This is a genomic window from Actinoplanes sp. NPDC049316 (genome assembly GCF_040677315.1).
Classification (GTDB): Bacteria; Actinomycetota; Actinomycetes; order Mycobacteriales; family Micromonosporaceae; genus Actinoplanes.
Map to the genome: position 1 here is coordinate 1 of NZ_JBFAQM010000048.1, position 21,237 is coordinate 21,237.

The following is a 21,237-nucleotide window of genomic DNA, read 5'->3' on the forward strand; positions in this document are numbered from 1 at the left end:
GCCGGTGCTGGCGGGCCGGTGCTGGCGGGCCGGTGCTGGCGGGCCGGTGCTGGCGGGCCGGTGCTGGCGGGCCGGTGCTGGCGGGCCGGTGCTGGCGGGCCGGTGCTGGTGCTCAGTCAGGATGCTTCATGTACCACTCCGTGAACTGTCGCGCCTGGCCGTTGTGGTCCAGCCGGAGCACCCACATGTTGCTGTATGTCCGGGCCGGCTTCGCGTACCGGGTCGTCGCCTCGATGATCGCGAGGTCCTCCGTGACGATCAGCGGGTGCCATTCGAAGGTGGTGTCGCCCGGGGCGTCCTGGTGCTCCAGCCAGCCCGCGACGATCGCTTCGCGGCCGAGCCAGGGCTTCGCGTACGGCTCGGTGAAGTAGGCCGCGTCGTCGGTGAACAGGTTGGCGATGTCGTCGGGGTCGTTGGACTCCCAGGCGGTCCGGTAGTTCCCGATCCAGGCGGTGACCGCGTCGAGGCTGGTCATCGTCCACTCCCTTCCGCTTGTCCGTGCGTGTACGCCAGCCGCGAGAACTCCTTCTGCGCACCGCTCCACAGGAAGTCGCTGACCTGGGTGAAAGCGATGGCGATGAGGCGCTCGTGGGGGTCGTTGAACCAGGTGGTGCCGTAACCGCCGGACCAGCCGTACCGGCCCGGGGCGGAGACGTCGTCGGCCGTGACGGTCACGCCCATGCCGAAGCCCCAGCCGGAACCCGCGAGGAGCTGCCCGGCGGAGGCGACCTGGCCGGTGGTCAGCCGGTTGGTGGTCATGAGCTCGACCGATTGCTCGGAGAGCAGCCGGGTGCCGCCGTGGACGCCGCGGTTGAGCAGCATGCGGGCGAACGTGCAGAACTCGTCGACCGTCGACACCAGACCGGCGGAGCCCGACGGGAACACCGGCGGCGTGCTCCACACCTCCGGGCCGGTGTCGGTGGCCTCCACCAGCTGTCCCGTCGCGGGATCTCCCGCATAGGAGGCGGGCAGCTCGCGGGCCCGGTCGAGGGGAAGCCAGAAGCCGGTCTCGCGCATGCCCAGCGGGTCGAACAGCCGCTCGCGGAGGACGTCTCCCAGCGGCTTGCCCGCAGCCCGGGCGAGAAGGACGCCGAGCACGAGCGTGCCGACGTTGTACTGCCATTTCTCGCCCGGCTGGGTCAGGAGTGGGAGGGTGGCGAAGCGGCGGATCCACTCGTCGGGGTCGTGTGGGGTGCGTGGGTCCGGTGGGCCCAGCACGAGGCCGAGATCGCGGGCGGCCTCGACGACCGGCCACGGCGGGTCGAAGACCGGCTCGGTGATGAGGCCGTACCCCATCCGGAAGGTGAGCAGATCCTCCACCGTGACCGGCCGGCGCAGCGGGACCGTGTCGTCCAGCGGGCCGTCGACGCGGGCCAGCACCCGCTGACCGGCCAGCTCGGGCAGCAGCTTGTGGACCGGCTCCTCCAGGTCGACGACGTCGTCCTCGACGAGGGCCATCGTCGCGGCGGCCAGCACGGGCTTGGTCAGCGACGCGATCCGGAAGATCGTGTCGCGGCGCATCGGCACCGCGCCGCCGAAGCTCGTGGTGCCGATCGCATCGACGCGCACGTCGTCGTCGCGGGCCACGAGCGTGACGATCCCCGGGAACTCGCCGCGCTCCATGCGCGCCGTCATCGCTTCGTGCAACGTCATGCCGACCACCATGCCAGGCCTGTACGACAGAAATCAGCAACCCGGCGATCACCGGATCAGAAGCCGGCGAGGACGATCTTGCCGATGGTGGCACCCGCCTCGACCGCGGCGTGCGCCTCCCGCAGGTTCGCCGCGGTGATGCCGTCGATCCGGCGGGTCAGAGTCGTGTGCAAGACGCCCTTGTCGACCAGCTCGGCACGCGGTGCGCGCCGCGATCCAGCACCCAGCGCTGCGACTCGGGGCGGGACGCCGTACCGATGATCTCGAGGTTCGTGAGCCGGCGGGCGAGCTGAACCAGAATCGATCCGACGCCGCCGGCGGCGCCGAGCACCAGCAGCGTTCCCGTGCTCCCGGCGGTCAGGTGCAGCCGGTCGAACAGCGCCTCCCACGCGGTCAGCGCGGTCAGCGGCAGCGCGGCCGCCTGCGCGAAATCCAGCGTCGCGGGCTTCGGGCCGACGATGCGCTCATCGACCAGGTGGAGCTCCGAGACGATGGCCCGATGCCGACGACCTCCTGCGGGCGTACGCACGACGTCTACGACGCGCCGGCGCGCTCGGGAGCGTGAGCGCCGGCCCGGAAATGTCGGACCCCCAGGCTAGTTTCGTGCCGTGACGAACGAGTGGCGGCAGCTGCCCGCACCGGCCCGGCCCATCGCGGCGGCGACCTCGGCCGCCGTCGCGGCGGCGCGCGATCATGACGTGGCGGTCCTGACCGAGGCGGTCGCCGAGCTGGGCGTGCAGGATCAGACCCAGGCCGGACTGATCCTGGGCACGGCCGTGCGCCTGCTGCTCGAGACGGCCCATCCGGACGGCCTCGACGCCGACGACGTGCGGGCTGTGCTCGCCGGCAGCGTCCGGGCCGCCGCGGCATGGTGCCCGGGCGTCGACCCGCAGACCATGCTCTATCTGCTGGCCGGAGCGCTGGGTGTCTGGGAGGACGACGGCTCTCCCCCGCCGAAGCCCGACGAGCTGGCGTTGCATGCCGCGCTGCTCATCGAGCACCTGACCGGGACGCGACCGGTGACGGAGGTGATGACGGCGACGCTGGAGGAGATCCAACGAGCCCAGCTCAACGACTGACAGCGACCGATGACCGCGGCGACTCGACCGGGCCGGCCGGCGACGACCCGACCTGGCCGAGCGGCGGCGATCCGGCCCTGTTCTTCGAGCGGAACGCGTGCCGGTAGGCATACGGGCTCGTCCCCACCACCCGCTTGAACCGGTCCCGGAACGCCGTTGGCGACCCGAACCCGACCGTGGAACCGATCCGGTCCACGGCATCCGCCGTTGTCTCCAGCAGATGCTGGGCCCGCCGCACGCGCGCCAGGTGCAGCCACTGCAGCGGGGTCGTGCCGGTCTGTTCGCGGAAGCGGCGGTTGAGCGTACGGGTGCTCATGCCCGCGTGCGCCGCTATCCGGGCCGTCGTCAGCTCGTGGCCGCAGTTGGCGTCGAGCCAGCGCAGGAGCGGCTCCATCGTGGAGCCGCGCGGCGCGGGTGGCCGGGCGGCGACCATGAACTGGGCCTGGCCGCCTTCGCGTTCGAGCGGCATCACGGAGAGCCGTGCGGCGTCGGCGGCCACGGCTGAGCCGTGGTCGCGCCGGATCATGTGCAGGCACAGGTCCAGGCCCGCCGCCGCGCCGGCCGAGGTCAGGAACTGGCCGTTGTCGACGTACAGGACGCCGGGGTCGACCTCCACCGCGGGGAACCGCTCGGCCAGCTGGGCGGCGGCGACCCAGTGGGTGGTGGCGCGACGGCCGTCGAGCAGCCCGGTCGCCGCGAGGACGAACGCGCCCGCGCAGATGGACGCGATCCGGGTGCCGCGCGCCGCGGCGCTGCGGAGTGCGCTGACAACCTTTTCGGGTACGGGCACAGCAACGTCTGCCACCCCGGGAACGATGACCGTGTCCGCCTCCTCGAGCACGTCCAGCCCATACGGCGCCCGTACGACGAACGCCCCCGCGTCGACCTCCCCGCCGGGCGCGCACACCCGTACGTCATAGGCGCGGCTGCCGTCGGCAAGGCGGAGGCGGGCGAACACCTCGAGCGGCGTCGACAGGTCGAAGGCGATGACGCCGTCGAGGGCGAGTACGGCAACGATGTGCATGCCGCCGCAGCCTAGCCCCAGCCGTGGCGAAAATCCGTTGTCTTGTGGCATTCCCGCCACTGTCGGCGAGTTTCCGTGGTCCCTACCGTCGGCAACCGTGACGAAACTGCTCCTGTCCCTGCACGTCCTGGCGGCCATCGTGGCGATCGGCCCGGTGACCGTCGCGGCCAGCATGTTCCCGGCCGCCGTCCGCAGGTCCGCCGCGCCCGCCGTGCCGGCGCTCCTGCACCGGATCTGCCGGGTCTACGCCGGGCTCGGCCTGCTCGTACCCGTCTTCGGTCTCGCGACCGCGAGCAGCCTCGGCGTCCTCACCGACGCTTGGCTGATCATCTCGATGATCCTCACGGCCGTCGCCGGCATCGTCCTGGCCTTCGCGATCCTCCCCGGCCAGGCGGCCGCCCTCACCGCCCAGGCCGAGAACGCGGCAGCGCCGGACGACAAGGCCGCACCGCCGGACGACAAGGCCGCACCGCCGGACGACAAGGCAGCACCGCGTGGAAGGGCGGCAGCGCTCACCAAACCGCGCGACAAGGTGGGGATCAGCGGAAAGGCAACGGCCCGGCTCGGCATGGTCACGGGCGTGTTCAACCTGCTCTGGGCGATCGTCGTCGTGCTGATGATCGTCCGTCCCGGCTCGACGACAGGGGCGTGAGCGTGCCGTCGCGGCCGCTGCGCCTCGCCGCCCTGGTCGAGCTCGCCTCGCTCGTCGTCCTGCTCGTCAACCTCGCGACGGTGCACGTTCCCGAGGTCGCGTCGCTGGCCGGGCCGGTGCACGGGTGTGCGTACCTGGTCGTCGTCGGGGCGACGCTGCGGGACAGTGCCGACGGCCGGGCCCGGCTACTCGCGGTGGTGCCCGGCGCCGGGGGGCTTCTGGCGATTCGGCGGATTACCGGACGCTCGGCTTCCGAAGTCGGCACGCCCGGCTGAATCGATGACCGGGTACGGGTCGTTGAGCCCTGCGGTGACGGCATCCGGCCGCGCCGACAGTTGCCCGACAGGAGGCCCGCCATGGCCAAGGAACGACCGGTCGCCGCCGGCGGCAGGACGGCCGACCCGCGGGGCCGGGAGTCCGCCCCGCCGCGCCCCCACCCGGCGCGTACGTCGCCGGCGCCGGTGGCTCCCGTCCCGCGCCGGCCGGCGAGCGCAACCGACCCGCGCCCCATCGCCTCACCCTTCCTGACCGACCCGGCCCAGCCCGCGGAAGCCGCCGACCAGGCGCAGATGCCCGCGACCGAGCCGGCGGCGGACGAGCCAGCGGCGGCGACAGCGGCGGCGGCGACAGCGGCGGCGGCGACAGCGGCGGCGGCGACAGCGGCGGCGGCGACAGCGGCGGATGAAACGGCCGGAGACCAGCCGGAGGTCGCTCACCAGAGATCCGCCGCGGAAGCCGCCCAGGACGACGGCGACCAGCGCGACGCCCCGAGCCGCGGCGTGGCCAAGGTGCCGGCGCCGTGGCCCGGTCTGCAGTTGCAGCCGATGGTCCACGTCGCGGACATGCCCGCGGCGGTCGCCTTCTACGAGAAGTTCGGCGGGGACCTGGTCCACGGCGACCGGGACGGCGACTGGGTGCTCATGCAGGTCGGTACGGCCCAGATCGGGCTGGTCACCCGTCCGCCGGACCCGGCCCGTGGCGAGAGCACCGTCGAGCTGAACTTCTCCGCGACGATGCCGCTGGACCGCCTCGAGCGGCTGCTGCGCGACCGGGACGTACGGATCGTCCGGATGGCCGTCGACCGGGACCTGGGCACGCGCCTGCACGTCGAGACCCCGGACGGCATGCCGATCAAGATTCACCAGGTCGAGCCGGACCTGCTGATCTAGGCAGATCCGGCGCCGCCGCGCGCCGGTGTCACCTGCGCGGGCAGGCGCCGGCCCGGTGCGCCGCGGACGGCACTGCCAGCCGCAGGATGAGCAGCCCGATCACCGCGCCCGCGGTGTTGGCGATCAGGTCGTTGACGTCGACCGTACGCCGGCTGCCGATCGTCAGGCCGAGGACGAGCTGCACCAGCTCGATCGTCGCACTGGCGGCCGCCGCGCACAGGGCGAGCCGGCGGAGGCTGTCGGTGGCCGGCCACAGCAGCGGTACGAGGATGCCGAACGGGACGAACATGATGACGTTGAGAACGAAGCTGGGCGCGTCCACGTCGCCGGGGATCCAGTGGAACATCTCGGCTATCGGTTCGCCGGCCCAGTACGAGGCGGGGTGGGGGCGGATCGGGAAGATCGTGATGGCGACGACGCCCGCGGTGTACAGCAGCAGCATCCCGACCGTCACCCGTCGCCCCATGATTGGTCAACGGTAGGCGACCCGGGAAGAGCACGGCCCGGGTCCACGCCGGATGGTCAGGCGCCGCGGGGGGCGTACATGATCAGCGCGACGCCGGCGAGGCAGCAGGCCGCACCGATGAGATCCCAGCGGTCCGGGCGGAAACCGTCGACGAGCATCCCCCATCCGAGGGATCCGGCGACGAAGACGCCGCCGTAGGCGGCCAGGATGCGGCCGAAGTTGGGGTCGGGCTGCAGGGTCGCGACGAAGCCGTATGCGCCGAGCGCCGCGACACCGAGCCCGGCGAACAGCAGGCCCCGGTGCTCCCGCACGCCTTGCCAGACGAGCCAGGCGCCGCCGATCTCGGCGAGAGCGGCGAGCAGGAACAGGGCGACGGAGCGCAGCACGGACATGGGCTGCATTCTGCCTCCGGCACCGAGCCACGCCGGACCGGGCCGCGCCGCGGGGACGCGACGGCCCCCTGCGGACCTCGCCGGGCCGGCAAACCCGGCGGGGTCCCCCAGGACCGTCGTCAGCTGGGGCGCAGGCCCACCGAGGTGCGCGGGGAGGGCGGTTCGGCGCAGCCGAGGAGGCCGACGAGGCCGGAGATCCACAGCTGCCGGTACACGGTCGGGCTCGGGTGGCTCACCGCGAGTTTCACGCCGGAGGCGGCGGCGGCGTGGAAGCAGGCGACGAGGATGCCGATGCCGATACTGTCGATCAACATCACCCGTTGGAGGTCGAGGTCTATCTTGCCCGGCGTCTGCGCGGTCAGGACGTCGTTGACGGCGTCACGCAGGACGTGGGCGTTGTCGAGGTCGATCTCCCCGCTGGGGGCGATCTCGACGGTGCCATCGGCCAACTGGCGAGTGGTGATCGGCAGATACACGGCTGCCCTCTTCCTGGCGTCGTGCGGGCGACGCCGAACGTTCCGCGAGGTCTTCGCGCTACCAGCCGCACGGCCCGGCACCTCACCCCGGTGCCGGCTGGACCTCCGCGTCCCAACAACTATCCGCTGGTCTGCAAGTTACGCCAGGTAGGCGCGGAACGCCAGGGTAGTTCATCTGGCCGGAATGTGCTGGATCGGTCACCCCGCGGCAAGGAGATTGACGATCCACTGTTCCTGGCCGAATACTCACCGTATGCGTGGGAGTGCCTTGCGAAATGGTTGACGTTCACCTCCGGACGGTGACGCCCCCCTTGGCAGACCGCGCCACGGCGGGTTTCCGCAGTTCCGACATCGAGGACATGCGGTCGCTGCTGACCCGCTTCTACTATCCACTCGCGATCGGCACCCCCGACGGGGCCGAGGGCTTCCAGTTCCGCGCGGATGTGATCCAACTCGGACCATTGACCGTGGGACACATCGGTTTCGGGGCCGCCGTCTCGATCGCCTCGACCGACCTCGACGCGTACCACGTCACCATTCCCACCTGCGGCCGCGTGCACGTACGGCACGCCGGCCAGGAGCTCACGGCGGACCCCGGCACGGCCATCGTGTATGGACCCGGCAAGCCGGTCTACACCCTGCACGACGCGGATTCGGCCGAACTGGACGTCAAGATCGAACGGCCGGCGCTCGAGGCGGAGCTCGCCGATCTGCTCGGCCATCCCGTCGACGGCCCGCTGGAGATGCCGACCTCGGTGTCGCTCGCCGACGGCGCGGTACGCAGCTGGAGTGAGATCGTCCGGATGCTGCACGCGGAGATCGCCCGTCCGGGGAGCCTGATCCGGCAGCCGCTGGTCGCCGAGCACCTGCGCCACACCATCGTCTCGGGCCTGCTGCTGAGCCTGCCGCACCGCTACAGCGAGGAGCTCGCCGCGCCCGCGCCCGCGGTGCCGCCCCGGCCCATCCGGCGCACGATGGACGCCATCCGGGACGAGCCGGAGCGACCGTTCACGGTGGCGGATCTCGCGCGGATCGCGGGGGTGAGCGTCCGCTCGCTGCAGGAGGGGTTCCGGCGGCACGTGGGCTGCGCGCCGATGACGTATCTGCAGCAGATTCGCCTCAGCCGCGCGCACGAGACGCTGCGCCAGGAGGATCCGGGCCGGACGACGGTGGCGGCGGTCGCCCACCGCTGGGGGTTCGCGCACCTCGGCCGCTTCGCGTCGGCGTACCGGACACGCTTCGGCGAATCCCCCTCCGACACGCTGCGCTCACGCGCCTGAAGAAGCGCTGAAGCCGGACGTTATTCGCCGGGATCGCAGCGCCGGGGTCGCGGAAGCTCGTCGACCCGGGTGGTGGCGTCGCGCACGCCGCCGAACAGGCTGCCGCGCATCGGCGTCCAGTCCCGCCACGGGCCGAGATGCGGGGCGACCGCGAGCGCCACCCCGTCGCCCGCACCCTGCAGGGCGCGCAGGTACGCCAGCACCCGCGCGGCCGCCGTGCCGCCCTCCCGGGCGAGGGCCGCCAAGGCCTCGCTCTCGTCACCGAGGTCCGCTCCGCGTGCCCGCAAGGACGCCGCGAGCGCCTCGAGCAGCCGTACCACCTCACCGGCGTCCCGCTCGGCGTCGGGCAGGCTGCTCACCTCGCCTCGCCCCGCTCGGCCGGGCCGGAGTGGGGCCACGCTGTCCAGCGATCGCTCATATCATGTTCCCCTCGCCACGGGCGTGCGTCTTCCCCGCCGGAACGCTCATACACGTGGCACGGCAGAAATGTATTCGGCTCGCTACGCACCGTCCATCCGTTGCGCGCGGCGGCTGTCCGAATCGCGCTCGCTTGGTGCCCCAACGAATCGATCGTCCCATTCGGCGTGGGTGCGTGAGTAACCGCCCCGGCGGGTATGCCCGGGCGGAAGGACGCAAGCGTGCAGCTTGGAGGAGCGATGACTGATCAGAATCAGCCTCCGCTGGAAGAGACCCCGGAGGTGGCCGACGCCGTCGAGGACGATGTCGCGGTGGACGCCTTCATCACCGGCGGCGGTCCCGACTCCGACAACCCCGAATTCCTGCAGCCCGGCGAGGAGCCCGTGGTGCGCACCGGGGCCGACCAGGAGTGGGAGCCGGTGGACCTGGCGGTCGCGGAGGGACGCGACCCCACGCCGGAGAACATCGAGCGGGCCCGCAAGGAACTGGAGCGGGACGGTGCGGCGGCGATCGAGCGTACGGTTCCCTGACTCACTCCACCGTCACGGTGACGCTGTGCCAGCCGGTCGCCCCCGACGGGTACGGCGTCGCCCGCTGTTCGGTCTGGGTCTCGCCCGTGCCGTCGGTCGCCCGTACTGACAGCATGTGCAAACCGGGCGTGGCGTCCCACCGGTAGCGCCACTGGACCCAGGTGTCCGAGGATGGTACGGGCAGCAGCTCCGCCTTGCGCCACTCGCGGTCGTCGACGCGTACCTCGACCGTGCGGATACCGCGGCCCTGGGCCCACGCCACCCCGGCCACCGTCACGGGTCCGGCGGCCGGCCGGGCGAACGGCTGCGGACGCTCGATCCGGGAGGCGGTCTTGACCGGCCCGTTCGCCGCCCAGCCGCGGCGCACCCAGTACGCGTCGAACTCGGCGAACGTGGTGAGCTCCAGCTCGGTGACCCACTTGCAGGCGCCGGCGTAGCCGTACAGGCCGGGAGTCAGCATCCGCACCGGGAAGCCGTGCTCCAGTTCGAGCGGCTCGCCGTTCATGCCGACGCAGAGCATCGTGTCGCGGCCGTCCAGGGCCGTGCCGAGCGGCGTACCGATGGTCATGCCTTCCGCGGAGCGCGCCACGATCTGGTCCGCCGCCGCGTCGACGCCGGCCTCGGCCAGCAGCGGCGCCAGCGGCACCCCCAGCCATCGGGCCGTCCCGATGTACGGACCCCCGACCTCGTTGGAGACGCAGTTCAGGGTGATGTCCCGCTCGATGAGCGGCCGCCCGAGCAGGTCCGCGAAGGACAGTGACATCTCGTTGCGGACCATCCCGTGGATCTTGAGCCGCCACGCGCCGGCGTCGATGCGGGGCACGGTGAGCGCGGTGTCGACGCGGTAGAGCTTGTCGGAGTAGAAGCCGGGCGCGATACCGCCGGGCAGGGGTTTCGCGGGATCCGCCGCCGTGGGCAGGGTGATCGCCTCGCGTGATTCGGCCACCGCTCCACCCTTGATCCGCTTGACGGTCTCGGCGGCGGTCCCGGCGACGACGGACCCGCCGGCGACGAGCAGCGCGGTCCGCAGGAACCGGCGGCGTCCCGGCGCGGCGGGCACAGCGGGCGCCCAGAACATGAGAACAGCGCCGGCGATCGCCGCGCCGAGCAGGGACGGAACGGCGTCGTACGCGACGGCGGCCGGCCGGGACAGGGCGGCCGCGGCGCCCGCGATGCCGAAGACGGCCGCGCCGGCGACGGCCACCCGGCGGTGGGCGCTCAGGATTCCGACGACCGCGGTGAACAGCAACAGGACGAGCACGATCGAGCCGAGCAGCACCGGCTTGTCGTACGTGCCGAGGGTCCGTACGGCGAACTCCTTGACCGGCGTGGGCGTCGCGTCGATGACCGCCCCACCGACCGCGACCAGGGGCCCGGCCGCCGGCCGGGTGGCCGCCGCGAGCAGTTCCGCGGCAGCCACCCCGAGGGCGGCGGAGAGCATGCCGGCCAGTGCCGGCCGCGTACGCCGGGACACCGGTCAGCTCTTCGGCATCAGGACGGAGTCGATGATGTAGACCGTCGCGTTCGCGGTCTGCACGTTGCCGCAGACGACCGACGCGTCGCCGACCTTGAAGTCGGTGCCGCTGCCGGTGACCTCGACCTCGTCACCCTCGAGCGTCTTGTGCGTGCCGGCCAGGTCGGCGGGCGTGAGCTTCTCCGGCACGACGTGGTACGTGAGGATGCTGGTCAGCGTCTTCTTGTCGGCGAGCACCTTGTTGAGGTCCTTCGACGGGATCTTGTCGAAGGCGGAGTTCGCCGGCGCGAAGACGGTGATCGCCGGGGCCGAGTTGAGCGAGTCGACCAGCCCGGCCTTCTTGACGGCGCTGACCAGCGTGGACAGCACGGGGTTGCCGGAGGCGGCGGTGGCGACCGGCACCTGCGCCATCGCCTCGAAGCTGCCGGGGTTCGAGGCGTCCTTCGGCACGGCCGCACAGCCGGAGCCGAAGTTCGTCATGGTGTCCATGGCCGGCGCGGACGACATCATCGGCGCGGCCGACGAGGTCATGGGCGCCGGCGCCGCGGCCGAGCCGGCGTCGTCCGAGGTGGAGTCGTCGCCGCAGGCCGCCAGGGAGACGGAGAACAAGGCGGCTGCGGCGACTGCGGTGAACTTCGTGGCGCGCATTTCGTACCCCTCAGTAGTTGTTTTTACCTTCGCTACTGATTCGGACCCGTATGCCCGCCGGATTGCTCTCAGGTCAGCGGAACTTCGGCGACCACTGTGGTCGGTTGCGCAGATCCGCCCGCCGGCTCGAGCGACACCGCGAAGACGTCGTTGCCCGGAACGCCGTCGACCACCCGCACCGCGGACTGCTCCCCCGGGTCCAGCACACCCGGCGAGACCGGGTTGCCGGTGCCGCGGATCGTCCACATCTGGAACGCCCGGCCGGCGCCCGGGGCCCGGTCCGCGCGGATGGACACCACGCTCGCGCCCTGTGCCGCCGACGACGCCACGGTGACCCGGCCGCCGCCGTCCATCGGCTCGGTGCGCACGACCAGGTCGGCGGCGGAGAGGATGGCCTGGGTGCGTTGCTGCCGCAGTTCGGCGGCCGAGGCGATCGCGCTCTGGTCGCGTACCCGTTGATCCTGGATCGCGTAGACGGTCGCGCCGGTCCCCGCGGCCAGGACCACCGCCGCGGCCGCGGCCACCGAATACCGGCGCCAGCGGCCCCGCCCGGAACGACCACTTCCCGGGACCGCGTCCGGCGGCGGAAGCTGCCGGGTCCGGCCGATCGCGGCCATGACCTCGCCGCGCAGCCGCGGCGGCGGCACCGACCAGGTCCCGTCGGCCAGCCGGGCCGCGGTCTCCCGCAGCTCGTCCACCTCGGTACGGCACGCCGCGCACTCGGCGATGTGCCGTTCGAAGGCGGCCCGTTCCAGGTCGTCGACCGCGTCCAGGGCATAGGCGCCCACCAGCGCGTGCACGTCCGTCGGGTTCATGCGGTCACCTCCACGCCCAGGCAGTCGCGCAGGCGGATCAGGCCGTCGCGCATCCGGGTCTTGACCGTGGGCAGCGGCGTCTCGAGCAGATCGGCCACCTCGCGGTACGAGTGGCCCTGGTAGTAAGCGAGCGTCACGGCCTGCCGCTGCAGCTCGGTGAGGTCGTCCATGCACCGGCGCACCTGCTGGCGCTCCAGCCGGCCGGACACCTCGTCGACCACCTCGTCGTACGGGGTGTCGACCGAGGCGGCGCCGACTCTGAGGGTGCGGTCGGCGGCGGCCTGCTCGGCGCGTACCCGGTCGACGGCCCGCCGGTGCGCGATGGTGAACACCCACGCCGTGGCCGAGCCACGGGACGGGTCGAAGCGCGCGGCGGTGCGCCACACCTCGACGAGCACCTCCTGCGTCACCTCCTCGGCCTGGGCCGGGTCGCGCAGCACCCGCCGGATCAGCCCGTAGACGCGCGGCGCGACCAGGTCGTACAGCCGCCCGAAGGCCGCCTCGTCGCCCCGGGCGATCCCGCGCAGCAGGTCGCCGACGTCCGTGGGCGGCGCCGGCACGGCGGACAGATGGTCCGGCCGCCGGTCCCGGGCTGCGCCGTACTCCGCCATGGTGTCCCTCTCTTCGTCCACAGGCATTCAACGGGGATTCGGTGCGGGACGCTATGCGGATGGGCCGCCGTACAACCGATCCGGGCGAATGTCCGTCTAGGGGGTAGCGGCGACGGGAGCGGGGATGGCTGACGGAACGGATTCCGAGTACGTGGCGTACGTGCACGGCCGGGCGGCGGCGCTGCGGCGTACCGCGTACCTGCTGTGCGGCGACGAGCACCAGGCCGACGACCTGGTGCAGGAGGCGATCACGAAGCTCTACGCGCGCTGGTCGCGGATCAGCCGGGTGGAGAACCTCGACGGGTACGTGCACGCCATCCTCGTCCGGACGTTCCTCGACGAGAAGCGCCGGGGCTGGTGGAAGGTCCGGCTCGGCGCCCCACCGGAACGCCCCGTGCCGCCAGCAGGCCAACCGGACGTGGAGGAGCGCGCCGTGCTGCGCGCCGCGCTGTCGAAGGTGCCGCCCCGGCAGCAGGCCGTGCTGGTCCTGCGCTTCCTCTGCGACCAGTCCGTCGCCGACGTCGCCCGCGCGCTGAACTGCAGCGAGGGCACCGTGAAGAGCCAGACGGCGCACGGCCTCGCGGCGCTGCGCCGCATCCTCGGCAACCGCATCGAGATCGGGAGCAACCAATGAGCGACAACCTCGACGACGAGCGGTACGCCGCGGCGCTGCTGCGGCCCCTCGCGGGCGAACCGGCCGGGCCGCCCCGCATCGATGTGGCCCGGGCCATGGCCGAGGGCCGCCGGCGCCGCCTGACGCGCTGGTGGGCGAGCGGCACGGCGATCGTCGCGCTGACCGCCACCACCGCGGCGGGCGGCACCCTGGCCCTGTCCGCCGTGGGCCGACCCGGAACGGCGCCCCGGCCGGTGGCCACCCCGGTGCCGTCGATCACCGCCGCGGCCCCGCTCGAGCGGCCGAAGGACTGCACGGTCACCCGGCTGCCCACCGACGGCGTGGCGAAGGCCCTGGTCACCGGCGGCGACCCGAGTGGGCGCTGGGTGGTCGGGCGGACGTACCCGGCCGGGAAGGACGACGGCTCGCGCCCCCTGGTGATCTGGAAGGACGGCAAGATCGCCGACACCGTCCGGATCGGCGGATCGGACCAGAGCTTCGAGGACATCAACACGCGCGGCGCCGCGGTGGGCTACACCTTCGACCCCGGCGTCGTTCCGTACGCCTACAGCAACGGCAAGGTCACCCGGATGCCCGGCGGGGAGGCCACCGTGTCCGCGATCAACGACGCCGGCGTGGCGGTCGGCAGCCTCGGCCCCATCTACGAGGGAATGCCCGCCCGTTGGTCTTCGGTGACCGCCCAGCCGCAGAAGCTGCCCGTACCGCCCGGCACGGAGTTCGGCACGGCGGCCGACATCGACGAGGCCGGCAACATCCTCGGCACGGTGCAGCCCGAAGGCAAGGAGGGCAGCGGCTATCTGTGGCTGGCCGACGGCACCCACCGCGCGATGCCGCTGCCGAAGGTCGACGGGACCAAGGCGACCATGTTCTGGCCGGAGTCGATCCGCAACGGCTGGGTGGTGGGACGCAGCGTCATCGACACCAAGGACGAGCGCCGGTTCGCGTTCTTCCGCTACCGCATCGACACCGGGCGGTACGAGCGCCTGCCGGCCGCGTCGGGCATGCCGGACCGGGTGGCCGCCAACGGCTGGATCATCGGTACGGCCCGGCGCCCCGTCATCACCAGCGAGGGCAACGTGACGACGGAGCTGCCCGGTTACCGGAAGGCGACGGGCCGGCAGGATTACCTGATCGAGAGCTTCAGCGACGACGGCCGGACCGCCGCCGGCTACTCCAGCGGCGAGAACCTGTCCAACCACCCGCTGCTGTGGAAGTGCCGTTAGCCGAGCTTGACGGTGACCCCGGTGGCGGCGGACTCGGCGGCCGCGGCGAGGATCCTGACGACCTCCGCGCCGAAGCGGACGTCGAGCGCCGACGCCGGGCCGCCGTTCGCCGCGCCGATCAGCGCGTCGATCGCCCGGCCGAACGCCTCCACCGGCAGCCATTCGACCGGCGGCACCCCGGCGACGCCGGACTCGCCGTACAGGACGGCGTCCTCGCGTTCGAGCTTCGCCGGGGCGTCGACGCTCAAGGTGAGCGTGCTGACCGCGCCCTCGGCGTGCCGCAGCAGCAGGTGGGTCATGTCCCGGGCGCCGGTCAGCGCGGTCACCTCGGCGACCGGGCCGAGCACGGGCAGCACGAGCGCGACCGCGTGCGGGCCGACGTCCCACAGCCCGCCGCTCTCCTTGCGCCAGGCCGACTCGCCGAACGGGTTCCCGGGCTGGAAGATCGAACCGAGGTGGTCGATGCGGGCCTCGAGCCAGCCGCCGGTCGCCCGGGCCTGCTCGATGAAGTCCTGCACCACCGGCATGAAGCGCCGGGTGAAGAACACCACACTCGCGACGTCGTGCTCGGCCGCGGCGGCCACGACCTCGCCGGCGGCGGCCGCGGTGAACGCGACGGGCTTGTCCAGCAGCAGGTGCTTGCCCGCGCGCGCCGCCCGCAGCGCGATGTCCGACTGCACGTCCGGCGGCAGGGCCACCGCGATCGCGTCCACGTCGGCGATCAGCGCGTCGATGTCCGCGTACGGCTTCGCGCCGTGCTCCTCGGCCAGCGCCGCCGCCTTGCCGGCGTCGCGTCCCCAGACGCCGACGAACTCCACGTCCGCGTGCGCCGCGAGCGCCGGAGCGTGCGCCTGGTGGGCCCAGGGCCCCGTGCCGAAGAGTCCGAACCGCATCGCCGTGCCGCCTTCCGCCGCTGATCACCCGGGCGAAAGCTAACACGCCCGCCCCGGTCAGTACGCTGTGCCGGTGATGAACGGCCCCCTCTCGATCGCCGTGATCGCGGTGGCGCTGGTGCTGGCGGTCTGGTATCTGATCCGCACGGCCCTCGACCGCGCTCCGACGAACGCCGACCTGTGGTCCATGCTCGGCCTCGGCGCGCTGGTGGCGGTCCTGGTCGTGGTCGCCGTCGTCGGCCTGTTCATCGGCGACCGGCCCGCCGAATGGACCACCTTCGTCGGCTATCTCATCACCACGGTCGCCTTCGCGCCGGTCGCGGTCTACCTGGCCCGCCTCGAACCGACCCGCTGGGGCACCCTGATCCTCGGCGTCGCCGCGCTGGTGCTGCCGGTCCTCGTGCTGCGCCTGCAGCAGATCGCGGAGGTGACCGGTGGCTGAGCAACCGACCCCGACGCCGGCCCGCCCCCGCGACGCGGCCATCGGCAGCGGCCTCGGCCGGGTCCTGCTCCTCGTGTACGGCATCTTCGCCCTGTCGGCGAGCGCCCGCGCCCTGGTCCAGATCTCCACCCACTTCTCCGAGGCGCCGCTGGCGTACCTGCTGTCGGCGTTCGCCGGCCTGGTCTACATCGCGGCGACGGCCGGCCTGGCCGTCGGCGGGGTCAGGGGCCGGCTGCTCGCGCTGACCAGTTGCACGATCGAGCTGATCGGCGTGCTGGTGGTGGGCACGCTCAGCATCGCGGACGCGGTCGCCTTCCCGGACGACACGGTCTGGTCCCGTTACGGCAGCGGGTACGGCTACGTCCCGCTGGTGCTGCCGTTCGTCGGTCTCTGGTGGCTCTGGCGCAACCGCCCGCGTCCCTGACGGCACACCGCCGGCCCGGCCGCAGCCGGACCGGCGGGTGAGCCGGGTGGGGGACGGTCAGCCGGCCTGGCACGTCGGGGTGGCGGTGGGACCCGTGCCGGTCCCCTGGAAGCCGAACTCGGTGGTGCCGCCGGCCGGGATCTGCCCGTTGTAGCTCACGTTGCGGAAGCTCACTGCGCCGCTCGTGCCGCTGTTCGTCGCGCTCCACGTGCTCGTCACCGCGCCACCGGACGGGATGGTCAGGCCCACCGTCCAGCCGTTGACCGCGGCGGAGCCGGCGGTGACCCGTACGGTCGCGACGTACCCGCCGGTCCAGGAGTTGAGCGACACCGACGCGGAGCAGGCGCCGGTACCGGGGTTCGGCGGCGGCGTGCTCGGCGAGCCGGGCGGCGGGTTGGTGGTGCCGCCGGCGTTGAGCGCGTTCAGCACCGAGGTGTACGCGGCCTTCTTGTTCCCGGAGTTGTCGAACAGCAGCGGGTTCTCGCCGGTACGCCACGAGTCGCTGTCACGGATGCCCCAGACCGTGATGCCGGTGCAGCGCGACACCGCGAGGCAGGCCTTGGTGACCGAGGCGTACACGTTCGCCTGGTTGGAGCCCTGGGCGACGTCGAGCTCGGTGATCTGGACGTCGACCCCCGCGTCGGCGAAGCGCTGCAGGTTGGCCTGGTAGTCGCCGGGGATGCCGGTGCCCAGGTGCGACTGGAAGCCCACGCAGTCGATCGGCACGCCGCGGGACTTGAAGTCCTTGACCATGTTGAGCACGCCGGTCGACTTCGCGTTGACACCGTCGGTGTTGTAGTCGTTGTAGCAGAGCTTCGCGTTCGGGTCGGCGGCCCGGGCGGCCCGGAACGCGGCCTCGATCCAGTCGTTGCCGGTGCGCTGCAGGTTCGAGTCGCGCCGGGCGCCGCTGCCACCGTCGGCGAACGCCTCGTTCACCACGTCCCAGGCGTAGATCTTGCCGCGGTAGTGGGTGGCGACCTGCGTCACGTGGTTGATCGCGGCGTTGCGCAGGGCGGTGCCGGACAGCCCCTGCGCCCAGGACGGCTGTTGCTGGTGCCAGAGCAGGGCGTGGCCCCGTACCTTGGCGCCCATCGAGATGCCCTGGTTGAGGATGCGGTCGCCGCCGCTGTAGTTGAACGAGCCCTGGGACGGCTCGGTGGCGTCCCACTTCATCTCGTTCTCCGGGGTCACCGAGTTGAACTCGGTGGTCAGGATGCGGGTGTAGGTGGAGTCGCTCAGCCTGCCGGCGGCGATCGCGGCGCCGAAGTAGCGGCCGGTCTGCGCGGCCGAGGCGCCGAGGGTGGTGGCCGCCTCGGCGGTGCCGACCACGGCTACCCCGGCGGCCAGGACGGTGGCCGCGGCGGTGGCCGAGAGCAGCAGGACGCGATGTCGTCTGGGGATGGGCATGGGGGGAACCTTCCGGGCGTGGGAGCGCTTCCATAGGTGCACGCCAATATTGCGCCCCGGTTTCCCGAACCCTCAAGATCCGACCTTCTGGGCCGCCCGCGCATAACGGTTGTTCAGCGCGGCGGTCGCACCCGGAACGAGCTCTCCGCGCGGAACTCGTCGCTGCCGTCGAACTGGTCGATCCACAGTTGCTCGCCGACGTGGCGCAGGAAGAAGCCGCGATAGTTGAACGACTCCAGCGACACGGAATCGTCCACGAAGCCGTCCTGCTCGCAGAACGTCGCATCCCGACGGAACAGAACGGTCCCCTCGTCCGGGCTGAGCCGCAGCCGGAAGGAGGAGTGCCGCAGGTAGCGCCCGTCCGGCCGGCGGAACGAGTAACAGGACGGATCCGCGAGCCCGGCGACGGCGGTCAGGTTGGCGCGCTCCCGCTCGGCGGCGTCGCTGGCCGGCCCGATCGCGGCGAGCACGCCCCGGTCACCGGAGACGGTCACGAACCGACCCGCGGAGGTCGCCGACTCCAGCGACACCGGCCCCGTACGCATCGCCCCGGCCGGCGGATCCGGCTGCGGCGGACCGGGCCGGGGCAGCGCCGGCACGGCCGCGATGCCGGGCCCGGTGGGCGGCGCAAGCGAGGTCGTCGTCGCCGTGACGCCGACGATCAGCGCACCGGAGGCGACCGTCGCCGCCAGCGGGTGAGCGACCGCGGCCTGCACGACGCGCCCCAGCCAGGACGCCGCGACCACCCCGCCGGCGGAACCCTTGGCGAACACCGCGGCGGCCAGCGCGACGGGTACGGGCAGCAGCGCGATCCCCGCCACCAGCCGGTCCACGGGCAGCAGGCCACCCGCGGCGGCGCCGCACACGCGACAGGACTGCACGTGTCGCACCAGCCGCTTCCGCCAGTACGCGCCGGGGCTCCCGTCCCACCCCGCGGCGACCTCGCCGAGCTCGTCACAGCCGGGCATCGCCTCCAGGGCGGCGACGACCCGCCGGCTCGCCTCCAGCTGCTCGCGCATCCGCTGGATCCGTACGCCGGCGTGGGCGACGCTCGTCCCCAGGGCCGTGGCGACGTCGCGGCGGGCGAGCTCACCGACGGTCTCGAGCCACCACAGCGAGAACACCGCCCGCTCGTCGGCGCCCATCCACCGGGTCGCGTGCCCCACCTGCCGGCGCTGCTCCGCGAGCTCGGCCCGCAGCAACGCCGGCCCCTCCACCTCGGCGCCGGCATCCGGCCGCCCGGTGATCACGTCGAGCGGCGCGGCCCGGCCCGCGGTGACCTTCGCGCGCGCCAGGTGGCTGCCGATCTGCCGTACGGCGATCGCCGCCAGCCACGGCCGGAAGCTGCCCGGCGACCGCAGGTCCGGAAGCTGCCGCAGCGCCCGGACCATGACGTCCTGCACGACGTCGTCCACGCCGGGATCGTCGTGCAGGGCCTGGCGTACGAGCGTGTACACCATCGGCAGACAGCGGCGGGCCAGCTCGTTCCACGCGGCCCGATCACCGGTACGCGCAGCGACGACGACAGCTTCCTCGGAGGCGTGCATCTGCTGGACCACGGCAGTGTCCTGACTCGGGTGCGGTACGGACGGGATAGTGAACGGTCACATAGACGAAACCGTATGCTAATCCCTCCGCGCCCGCCCGAGCCGTTCCTCAGGTGATGAGGTGGGGGAGGAAGTTGCAGCGGTCCTTCGTGACCAGGCCGTCCGTCCCCAGCCCCTCGCGGATGCCCATGCCCGCCGGCTCGCCGTCGATCAGCCAGGAGCCGATCACCGGGTGCACCGTGCCCTCGAGGCCGTCGTACGAGGGCAGCTCCAGCAGCTCCTGCACCACGAACCGGCCGTCCGCGCCGTACTCGGAGGGGTGCTCGGTGATGGTGACGCCGTCCTTGACGAGCGTGACCGATCCGCCCTCGCGGCCCCAGACGGGTTTCTTGGCGTAGCTGGTCAGCTTGGCCGCCGACGAGGACTCCGCGAAGTACGCCGGCAGCAGGTACTTGCCGCGCTGGGGGTCGTCGCCGAAGAGCTTCCAGAGCACCGGCAGCAGCGCCTTGTTGCCCAGCAGCGCCGCCTTGTACGGGGGCTCGATCCAGACCGTGCCGCGCTTCGCGGGGTCGGCCATGTTGCGGAAGAAGGCCTTGCCGCCCTCCTCGTTCCAGAACCACTCCCACGGGTACAGCATGAAGATCACGTCGATCGGCTCGGCCTTGTGCTCCTGGCCGGGCGCGGGGACGAAGAGCACGCGGTCGCCCGCCACGTCCCAGCCGATCTGGCTCATCGCGATGAGCTCGACCGGGTAGCCGGCCTCCTCGGCGGTGGCCATCAGGTAGGCGACGTTCATCCGGTCCTCGCCGGTCGTCTCGCTCGTCTCGTACGCGAAGAAGATCTTGGGTTTCTCCGGCAGCCAGGGCCGGGCCTCGCGGAGCTTGCCGATGTTGCGCCGCCAGGCGCCCGGGTTGGCGGGCTCGCCGTCCGCGGCCTCCCAGCCGACGAGGCGGTCGTGGATGGAGTTCCACTGCCGCCACGGGTGCTGGGTCAGGTTGGTCTGGTCCACCCAGTGCCACTGGATGACCGCGGACTCGACCAGCGACGTCGGGGTCTGCGCGTTGAACTCGAGCAGCCGCGGGACGCTGCCCGCGCCGTTGTACCAGAGGTCGAAGCGGCCGTAGACGCTCGGCGAGTAGTCGGGCGTCTGCAGCGGGACCATGCCGTCGGGGTCCTTGTCCCGGTGGGTCCAGGTCTCCGCGTCGCCGTCGAACCAGGTCCGGATGATCTGCTCGTGCGCGTACTCCGGGATGCCGATCTTCGTCAGGAAGCAGCTCTCCGGGGTGCACACCGAGCTGAAGTAGCCCTGGCGGCGGCCCTCGATCGTGCGCCGCGGGCACTGCTGGACCATCCAGTCGCCGGCGTCCATGCACATCTGGTGCAGCACCGAGGTGGCCGTCTCCAGCTCCTCGATCTCCGCCTCGGTGAACTCGTAGTACGGCCCCTCCTGCCAGTACGAGATCATCGTCCCGTCGGGCAGCTCGGTGTCGTTGTAGGTCAGCCCGAGGCTGTAGTTGGTGAGCCGCCAGCCGTCACGGACCGGCCCGTACGGGACCCGGCGCACGGCTCAGCCACCCGACCGGCTGGACTTGCCGGAGGAGCCGCTGCCGCCCTTGCCGACGACGCTGGTCTTGACCGTCCCGTTGCCGATCCGGCCGCTGGACGGCAGCCCGAACTTCGACCGCGACGACTTGTCGTTGTACGCGAACTTCTGGCCGCCGGCAGGGAGCCGCGAGCCGACCGGATAGCCGGAGCGGTAGCCGGACGAGTGCCAGATGAAGAACCCGCCACCGCCGCCGCCGCCGTTGTAGTCGTCGTCGCAGTAGTCCTCGTCGACGATGACGCCGTTCTCGTCGGCGCAGTAGAAGCCCTCGTCCTGATATTCGTTGCCGTTGTCGCACGCCGCGGCCCCACCCGCGGCCAGCAGCAGGAACGTGCTGGTCAGTGCCACATTACGAGAGCTCATCCGTCGGTTCACTGA

At 72.3% G+C, this 21,237-nt stretch carries 27 protein-coding genes; 10 read left to right on the plus strand and 17 right to left on the minus strand.

Going from position 1 to position 21,237, the window contains the following annotated elements; translation table 11 throughout:
- Positions 1-112 precede the first annotated feature (112 nt).
- From AB0K03_RS39235 to AB0K03_RS39245, 3 genes are all read right to left on the minus strand, one after another.
- Positions 113-475, minus strand: a complete 363-nt coding sequence (locus AB0K03_RS39235) for a nuclear transport factor 2 family protein (RefSeq protein ID WP_364696618.1) — start codon at positions 473-475, stop codon at positions 113-115.
- Positions 472-1,653 (minus strand): serine hydrolase domain-containing protein, encoded by a 1,182-nt coding sequence (locus AB0K03_RS39240; protein ID WP_364696620.1) that lies wholly within the window; start codon positions 1,651-1,653, stop codon positions 472-474. The genes AB0K03_RS39235 and AB0K03_RS39240 overlap by 4 nt, the downstream gene beginning before the upstream one ends.
- Before the next feature lie 157 nt (positions 1,654-1,810).
- On the minus strand, positions 1,811-2,182 hold the full coding sequence (locus AB0K03_RS39245; protein WP_364696623.1) for a hypothetical protein: 372 nt from the start codon (positions 2,180-2,182) through the stop codon (positions 1,811-1,813).
- Positions 2,183-2,261: 79 nt separating this feature from the next.
- Between AB0K03_RS39245 and AB0K03_RS39250 the strand changes: the two genes are divergently transcribed.
- Entirely contained in the window at positions 2,262-2,732 is a 471-nt protein-coding gene (locus AB0K03_RS39250) for a hypothetical protein (protein WP_364696626.1), read from the plus strand.
- Here the strand turns inward: AB0K03_RS39250 and AB0K03_RS39255 are convergent.
- Entirely contained in the window at positions 2,722-3,756 is a 1,035-nt protein-coding gene (locus AB0K03_RS39255) for a helix-turn-helix domain-containing protein (protein WP_364696629.1), read from the minus strand. The genes AB0K03_RS39250 and AB0K03_RS39255 overlap by 11 nt on opposite strands.
- Positions 3,757-3,853: 97 nt before the next feature.
- Between AB0K03_RS39255 and AB0K03_RS39260 the strand changes: the two genes are divergently transcribed.
- The 3 genes from AB0K03_RS39260 (at position 3,854) to AB0K03_RS39270 (ending at position 5,577) form a co-directional block, all read left to right on the plus strand.
- Positions 3,854-4,408 carry a DUF2269 family protein gene (locus tag AB0K03_RS39260; RefSeq protein WP_364696632.1) on the plus strand — a complete coding sequence of 185 codons (555 nt, stop codon included), beginning with the start codon at positions 3,854-3,856 and terminating at the stop codon, positions 4,406-4,408.
- A 2-nt stretch (positions 4,409-4,410) separates the two neighbouring features.
- Positions 4,411-4,683 (plus strand): DUF3817 domain-containing protein, encoded by a 273-nt coding sequence (locus AB0K03_RS39265; protein ID WP_364696743.1) that lies wholly within the window; start codon positions 4,411-4,413, stop codon positions 4,681-4,683.
- Between the two features lie 81 nt (positions 4,684-4,764).
- Entirely contained in the window at positions 4,765-5,577 is an 813-nt protein-coding gene (locus tag AB0K03_RS39270; protein ID WP_364696635.1) for a VOC family protein, read from the plus strand.
- 28 nt (positions 5,578-5,605) lie between these two features.
- Here AB0K03_RS39270 and AB0K03_RS39275 read toward each other — a convergent pair whose 3' ends face one another.
- The 3 genes from AB0K03_RS39275 to AB0K03_RS39285 all read right to left on the minus strand — a co-directional run bounded on the left by AB0K03_RS39275 (position 5,606) and on the right by AB0K03_RS39285 (position 6,911).
- Positions 5,606-6,043 (minus strand): VanZ family protein, encoded by a 438-nt coding sequence (locus AB0K03_RS39275; protein WP_364696638.1) that lies wholly within the window; start codon positions 6,041-6,043, stop codon positions 5,606-5,608.
- Between the two features lie 56 nt (positions 6,044-6,099).
- Positions 6,100-6,435, minus strand: a complete 336-nt coding sequence (locus AB0K03_RS39280) for a YnfA family protein (RefSeq protein WP_364696641.1) — start codon at positions 6,433-6,435, stop codon at positions 6,100-6,102.
- Positions 6,436-6,554: 119 nt separating this feature from the next.
- The gene (locus tag AB0K03_RS39285; RefSeq protein WP_199511644.1) at positions 6,555-6,911 is read right to left on the minus strand and encodes an STAS domain-containing protein; all 357 of its coding nucleotides are present in this window, start codon (positions 6,909-6,911) and stop codon (positions 6,555-6,557) included.
- A 311-nt stretch (positions 6,912-7,222) separates the two neighbouring features.
- Here AB0K03_RS39285 and AB0K03_RS39290 point away from each other — a divergent pair, with 311 nt between their 5' ends.
- Positions 7,223-8,191 (plus strand): AraC family transcriptional regulator, encoded by a 969-nt coding sequence (locus AB0K03_RS39290; protein ID WP_364696644.1) that lies wholly within the window; start codon positions 7,223-7,225, stop codon positions 8,189-8,191.
- Positions 8,192-8,211: 20 nt separating this feature from the next.
- Here the strand turns inward: AB0K03_RS39290 and AB0K03_RS39295 are convergent, their stop codons facing one another.
- Complete coding sequence (locus tag AB0K03_RS39295; protein WP_364696647.1) at positions 8,212-8,550, minus strand: hypothetical protein; 339 nt, start codon at positions 8,548-8,550, stop codon at positions 8,212-8,214.
- 297 nt (positions 8,551-8,847) lie between these two features.
- On the opposite strand from AB0K03_RS39295, the gene AB0K03_RS39300 reads away from it, so the two are divergent.
- Positions 8,848-9,138 (plus strand): hypothetical protein, encoded by a 291-nt coding sequence (locus AB0K03_RS39300; RefSeq protein WP_364696650.1) that lies wholly within the window; start codon positions 8,848-8,850, stop codon positions 9,136-9,138.
- 1 nt (position 9,139) lies between these two features.
- Here the strand turns inward: AB0K03_RS39300 and AB0K03_RS39305 are convergent, their stop codons facing one another.
- The 4 genes from AB0K03_RS39305 to AB0K03_RS39320 all read right to left on the minus strand — a co-directional run bounded on the left by AB0K03_RS39305 (position 9,140) and on the right by AB0K03_RS39320 (position 12,686).
- A complete protein-coding gene (locus tag AB0K03_RS39305) occupies positions 9,140-10,579 on the minus strand; it encodes a molybdopterin-dependent oxidoreductase (RefSeq protein ID WP_364696746.1) in 1,440 nt (479 codons plus the stop codon).
- A 36-nt stretch (positions 10,580-10,615) separates the two neighbouring features.
- Positions 10,616-11,260: a fasciclin domain-containing protein gene (locus AB0K03_RS39310; RefSeq protein WP_364696653.1), complete on the minus strand. Its 645-nt coding sequence runs from the start codon at positions 11,258-11,260 to the stop codon at positions 10,616-10,618.
- Between the two features lie 68 nt (positions 11,261-11,328).
- A complete protein-coding gene (locus AB0K03_RS39315; RefSeq protein ID WP_364696656.1) occupies positions 11,329-12,075 on the minus strand; it encodes an anti-sigma factor in 747 nt (248 codons plus the stop codon).
- Complete coding sequence (locus AB0K03_RS39320; RefSeq protein ID WP_364696659.1) at positions 12,072-12,686, minus strand: sigma-70 family RNA polymerase sigma factor; 615 nt, start codon at positions 12,684-12,686, stop codon at positions 12,072-12,074. Before AB0K03_RS39320 ends, AB0K03_RS39315 begins: the two co-directional genes overlap by 4 nt.
- Before the next feature lie 124 nt (positions 12,687-12,810).
- Here AB0K03_RS39320 and AB0K03_RS39325 point away from each other — a divergent pair, with 124 nt between their 5' ends.
- Together AB0K03_RS39325 and AB0K03_RS39330 are read left to right on the plus strand one after the other, a co-directional pair.
- Positions 12,811-13,320 (plus strand): SigE family RNA polymerase sigma factor, encoded by a 510-nt coding sequence (locus AB0K03_RS39325; RefSeq protein ID WP_364696662.1) that lies wholly within the window; start codon positions 12,811-12,813, stop codon positions 13,318-13,320.
- Complete coding sequence (locus AB0K03_RS39330; protein WP_364696665.1) at positions 13,317-14,543, plus strand: hypothetical protein; 1,227 nt, start codon at positions 13,317-13,319, stop codon at positions 14,541-14,543. The genes AB0K03_RS39325 and AB0K03_RS39330 overlap by 4 nt, the downstream gene beginning before the upstream one ends.
- Here AB0K03_RS39330 and AB0K03_RS39335 read toward each other — a convergent pair.
- Complete coding sequence (locus AB0K03_RS39335) at positions 14,540-15,436, minus strand: Gfo/Idh/MocA family oxidoreductase (protein ID WP_364696668.1); 897 nt, start codon at positions 15,434-15,436, stop codon at positions 14,540-14,542. The genes AB0K03_RS39330 and AB0K03_RS39335 overlap by 4 nt on opposite strands.
- 76 nt (positions 15,437-15,512) lie before the next feature.
- Between AB0K03_RS39335 and AB0K03_RS39340 the strand changes: the two genes are divergently transcribed.
- Positions 15,513-15,878 carry a hypothetical protein gene (locus AB0K03_RS39340; RefSeq protein WP_364696749.1) on the plus strand — a complete coding sequence of 122 codons (366 nt, stop codon included), beginning with the start codon at positions 15,513-15,515 and terminating at the stop codon, positions 15,876-15,878.
- Positions 15,871-16,302: a hypothetical protein gene (locus tag AB0K03_RS39345; RefSeq protein WP_364696671.1), complete on the plus strand. Its 432-nt coding sequence runs from the start codon at positions 15,871-15,873 to the stop codon at positions 16,300-16,302. The genes AB0K03_RS39340 and AB0K03_RS39345 overlap by 8 nt, the downstream gene beginning before the upstream one ends.
- A gap of 57 nt (positions 16,303-16,359) precedes the next feature.
- On the opposite strand, the gene AB0K03_RS39350 is transcribed toward AB0K03_RS39345, so the two are convergent.
- From AB0K03_RS39350 to AB0K03_RS39365, 4 genes are all read right to left on the minus strand, one after another.
- On the minus strand, positions 16,360-17,709 hold the full coding sequence (locus tag AB0K03_RS39350) for an endo-1,4-beta-xylanase (protein WP_364696674.1): 1,350 nt from the start codon (positions 17,707-17,709) through the stop codon (positions 16,360-16,362).
- A 113-nt stretch (positions 17,710-17,822) separates the two neighbouring features.
- Positions 17,823-19,268, minus strand: coding sequence for a sigma-70 family RNA polymerase sigma factor (locus tag AB0K03_RS39355; RefSeq protein WP_364696677.1), 1,446 nt, complete (start codon positions 19,266-19,268; stop codon positions 17,823-17,825).
- Positions 19,269-19,365: 97 nt separating this feature from the next.
- Positions 19,366-20,820, minus strand: coding sequence for a glutathionylspermidine synthase family protein (locus tag AB0K03_RS39360; protein WP_364696680.1), 1,455 nt, complete (start codon positions 20,818-20,820; stop codon positions 19,366-19,368).
- 3 nt (positions 20,821-20,823) lie between these two features.
- Positions 20,824-21,222: a hypothetical protein gene (locus tag AB0K03_RS39365; protein WP_364696683.1), complete on the minus strand. Its 399-nt coding sequence runs from the start codon at positions 21,220-21,222 to the stop codon at positions 20,824-20,826.
- Between the last annotated feature and the right edge of the window lie 15 nt (positions 21,223-21,237).

Excerpts from the sequence above, each read along its gene's own strand:
- AB0K03_RS39235 (WP_364696618.1), bottom strand. The coding sequence starts at position 475 with ATGACCAGCCTCGACGCGGTCACCGCCTGGATCGGGAACTACCGGACC.
- AB0K03_RS39240 (WP_364696620.1), bottom strand. The coding sequence starts at position 1,653 with ATGACGTTGCACGAAGCGATGACGGCGCGCATGGAGCGCGGCGAGTTC.
- AB0K03_RS39255 (WP_364696629.1), bottom strand. The coding sequence starts at position 3,756 with ATGCACATCGTTGCCGTACTCGCCCTCGACGGCGTCATCGCCTTCGAC.
- AB0K03_RS39270 (WP_364696635.1), top strand. The coding sequence starts at position 4,765 with ATGGCCAAGGAACGACCGGTCGCCGCCGGCGGCAGGACGGCCGACCCG.
- AB0K03_RS39275 (WP_364696638.1), bottom strand. The coding sequence starts at position 6,043 with ATGGGGCGACGGGTGACGGTCGGGATGCTGCTGCTGTACACCGCGGGC.
- AB0K03_RS39280 (WP_364696641.1), bottom strand. The coding sequence starts at position 6,435 with ATGTCCGTGCTGCGCTCCGTCGCCCTGTTCCTGCTCGCCGCTCTCGCC.
- AB0K03_RS39300 (WP_364696650.1), top strand. The coding sequence starts at position 8,848 with ATGACTGATCAGAATCAGCCTCCGCTGGAAGAGACCCCGGAGGTGGCC.
- AB0K03_RS39305 (WP_364696746.1), bottom strand. The coding sequence starts at position 10,579 with ATGCTCTCCGCCGCCCTCGGGGTGGCTGCCGCGGAACTGCTCGCGGCG.
- AB0K03_RS39310 (WP_364696653.1), bottom strand. The coding sequence starts at position 11,260 with ATGCGCGCCACGAAGTTCACCGCAGTCGCCGCAGCCGCCTTGTTCTCC.
- AB0K03_RS39315 (WP_364696656.1), bottom strand. The coding sequence starts at position 12,075 with ATGAACCCGACGGACGTGCACGCGCTGGTGGGCGCCTATGCCCTGGAC.
- AB0K03_RS39320 (WP_364696659.1), bottom strand. The coding sequence starts at position 12,686 with ATGGCGGAGTACGGCGCAGCCCGGGACCGGCGGCCGGACCATCTGTCC.
- AB0K03_RS39325 (WP_364696662.1), top strand. The coding sequence starts at position 12,811 with ATGGCTGACGGAACGGATTCCGAGTACGTGGCGTACGTGCACGGCCGG.
- AB0K03_RS39330 (WP_364696665.1), top strand. The coding sequence starts at position 13,317 with ATGAGCGACAACCTCGACGACGAGCGGTACGCCGCGGCGCTGCTGCGG.
- AB0K03_RS39335 (WP_364696668.1), bottom strand. The coding sequence starts at position 15,436 with ATGCGGTTCGGACTCTTCGGCACGGGGCCCTGGGCCCACCAGGCGCAC.
- AB0K03_RS39340 (WP_364696749.1), top strand. The coding sequence starts at position 15,513 with ATGAACGGCCCCCTCTCGATCGCCGTGATCGCGGTGGCGCTGGTGCTG.
- AB0K03_RS39350 (WP_364696674.1), bottom strand. The coding sequence starts at position 17,709 with ATGCCCATCCCCAGACGACATCGCGTCCTGCTGCTCTCGGCCACCGCC.
- AB0K03_RS39365 (WP_364696683.1), bottom strand. The coding sequence starts at position 21,222 with ATGAGCTCTCGTAATGTGGCACTGACCAGCACGTTCCTGCTGCTGGCC.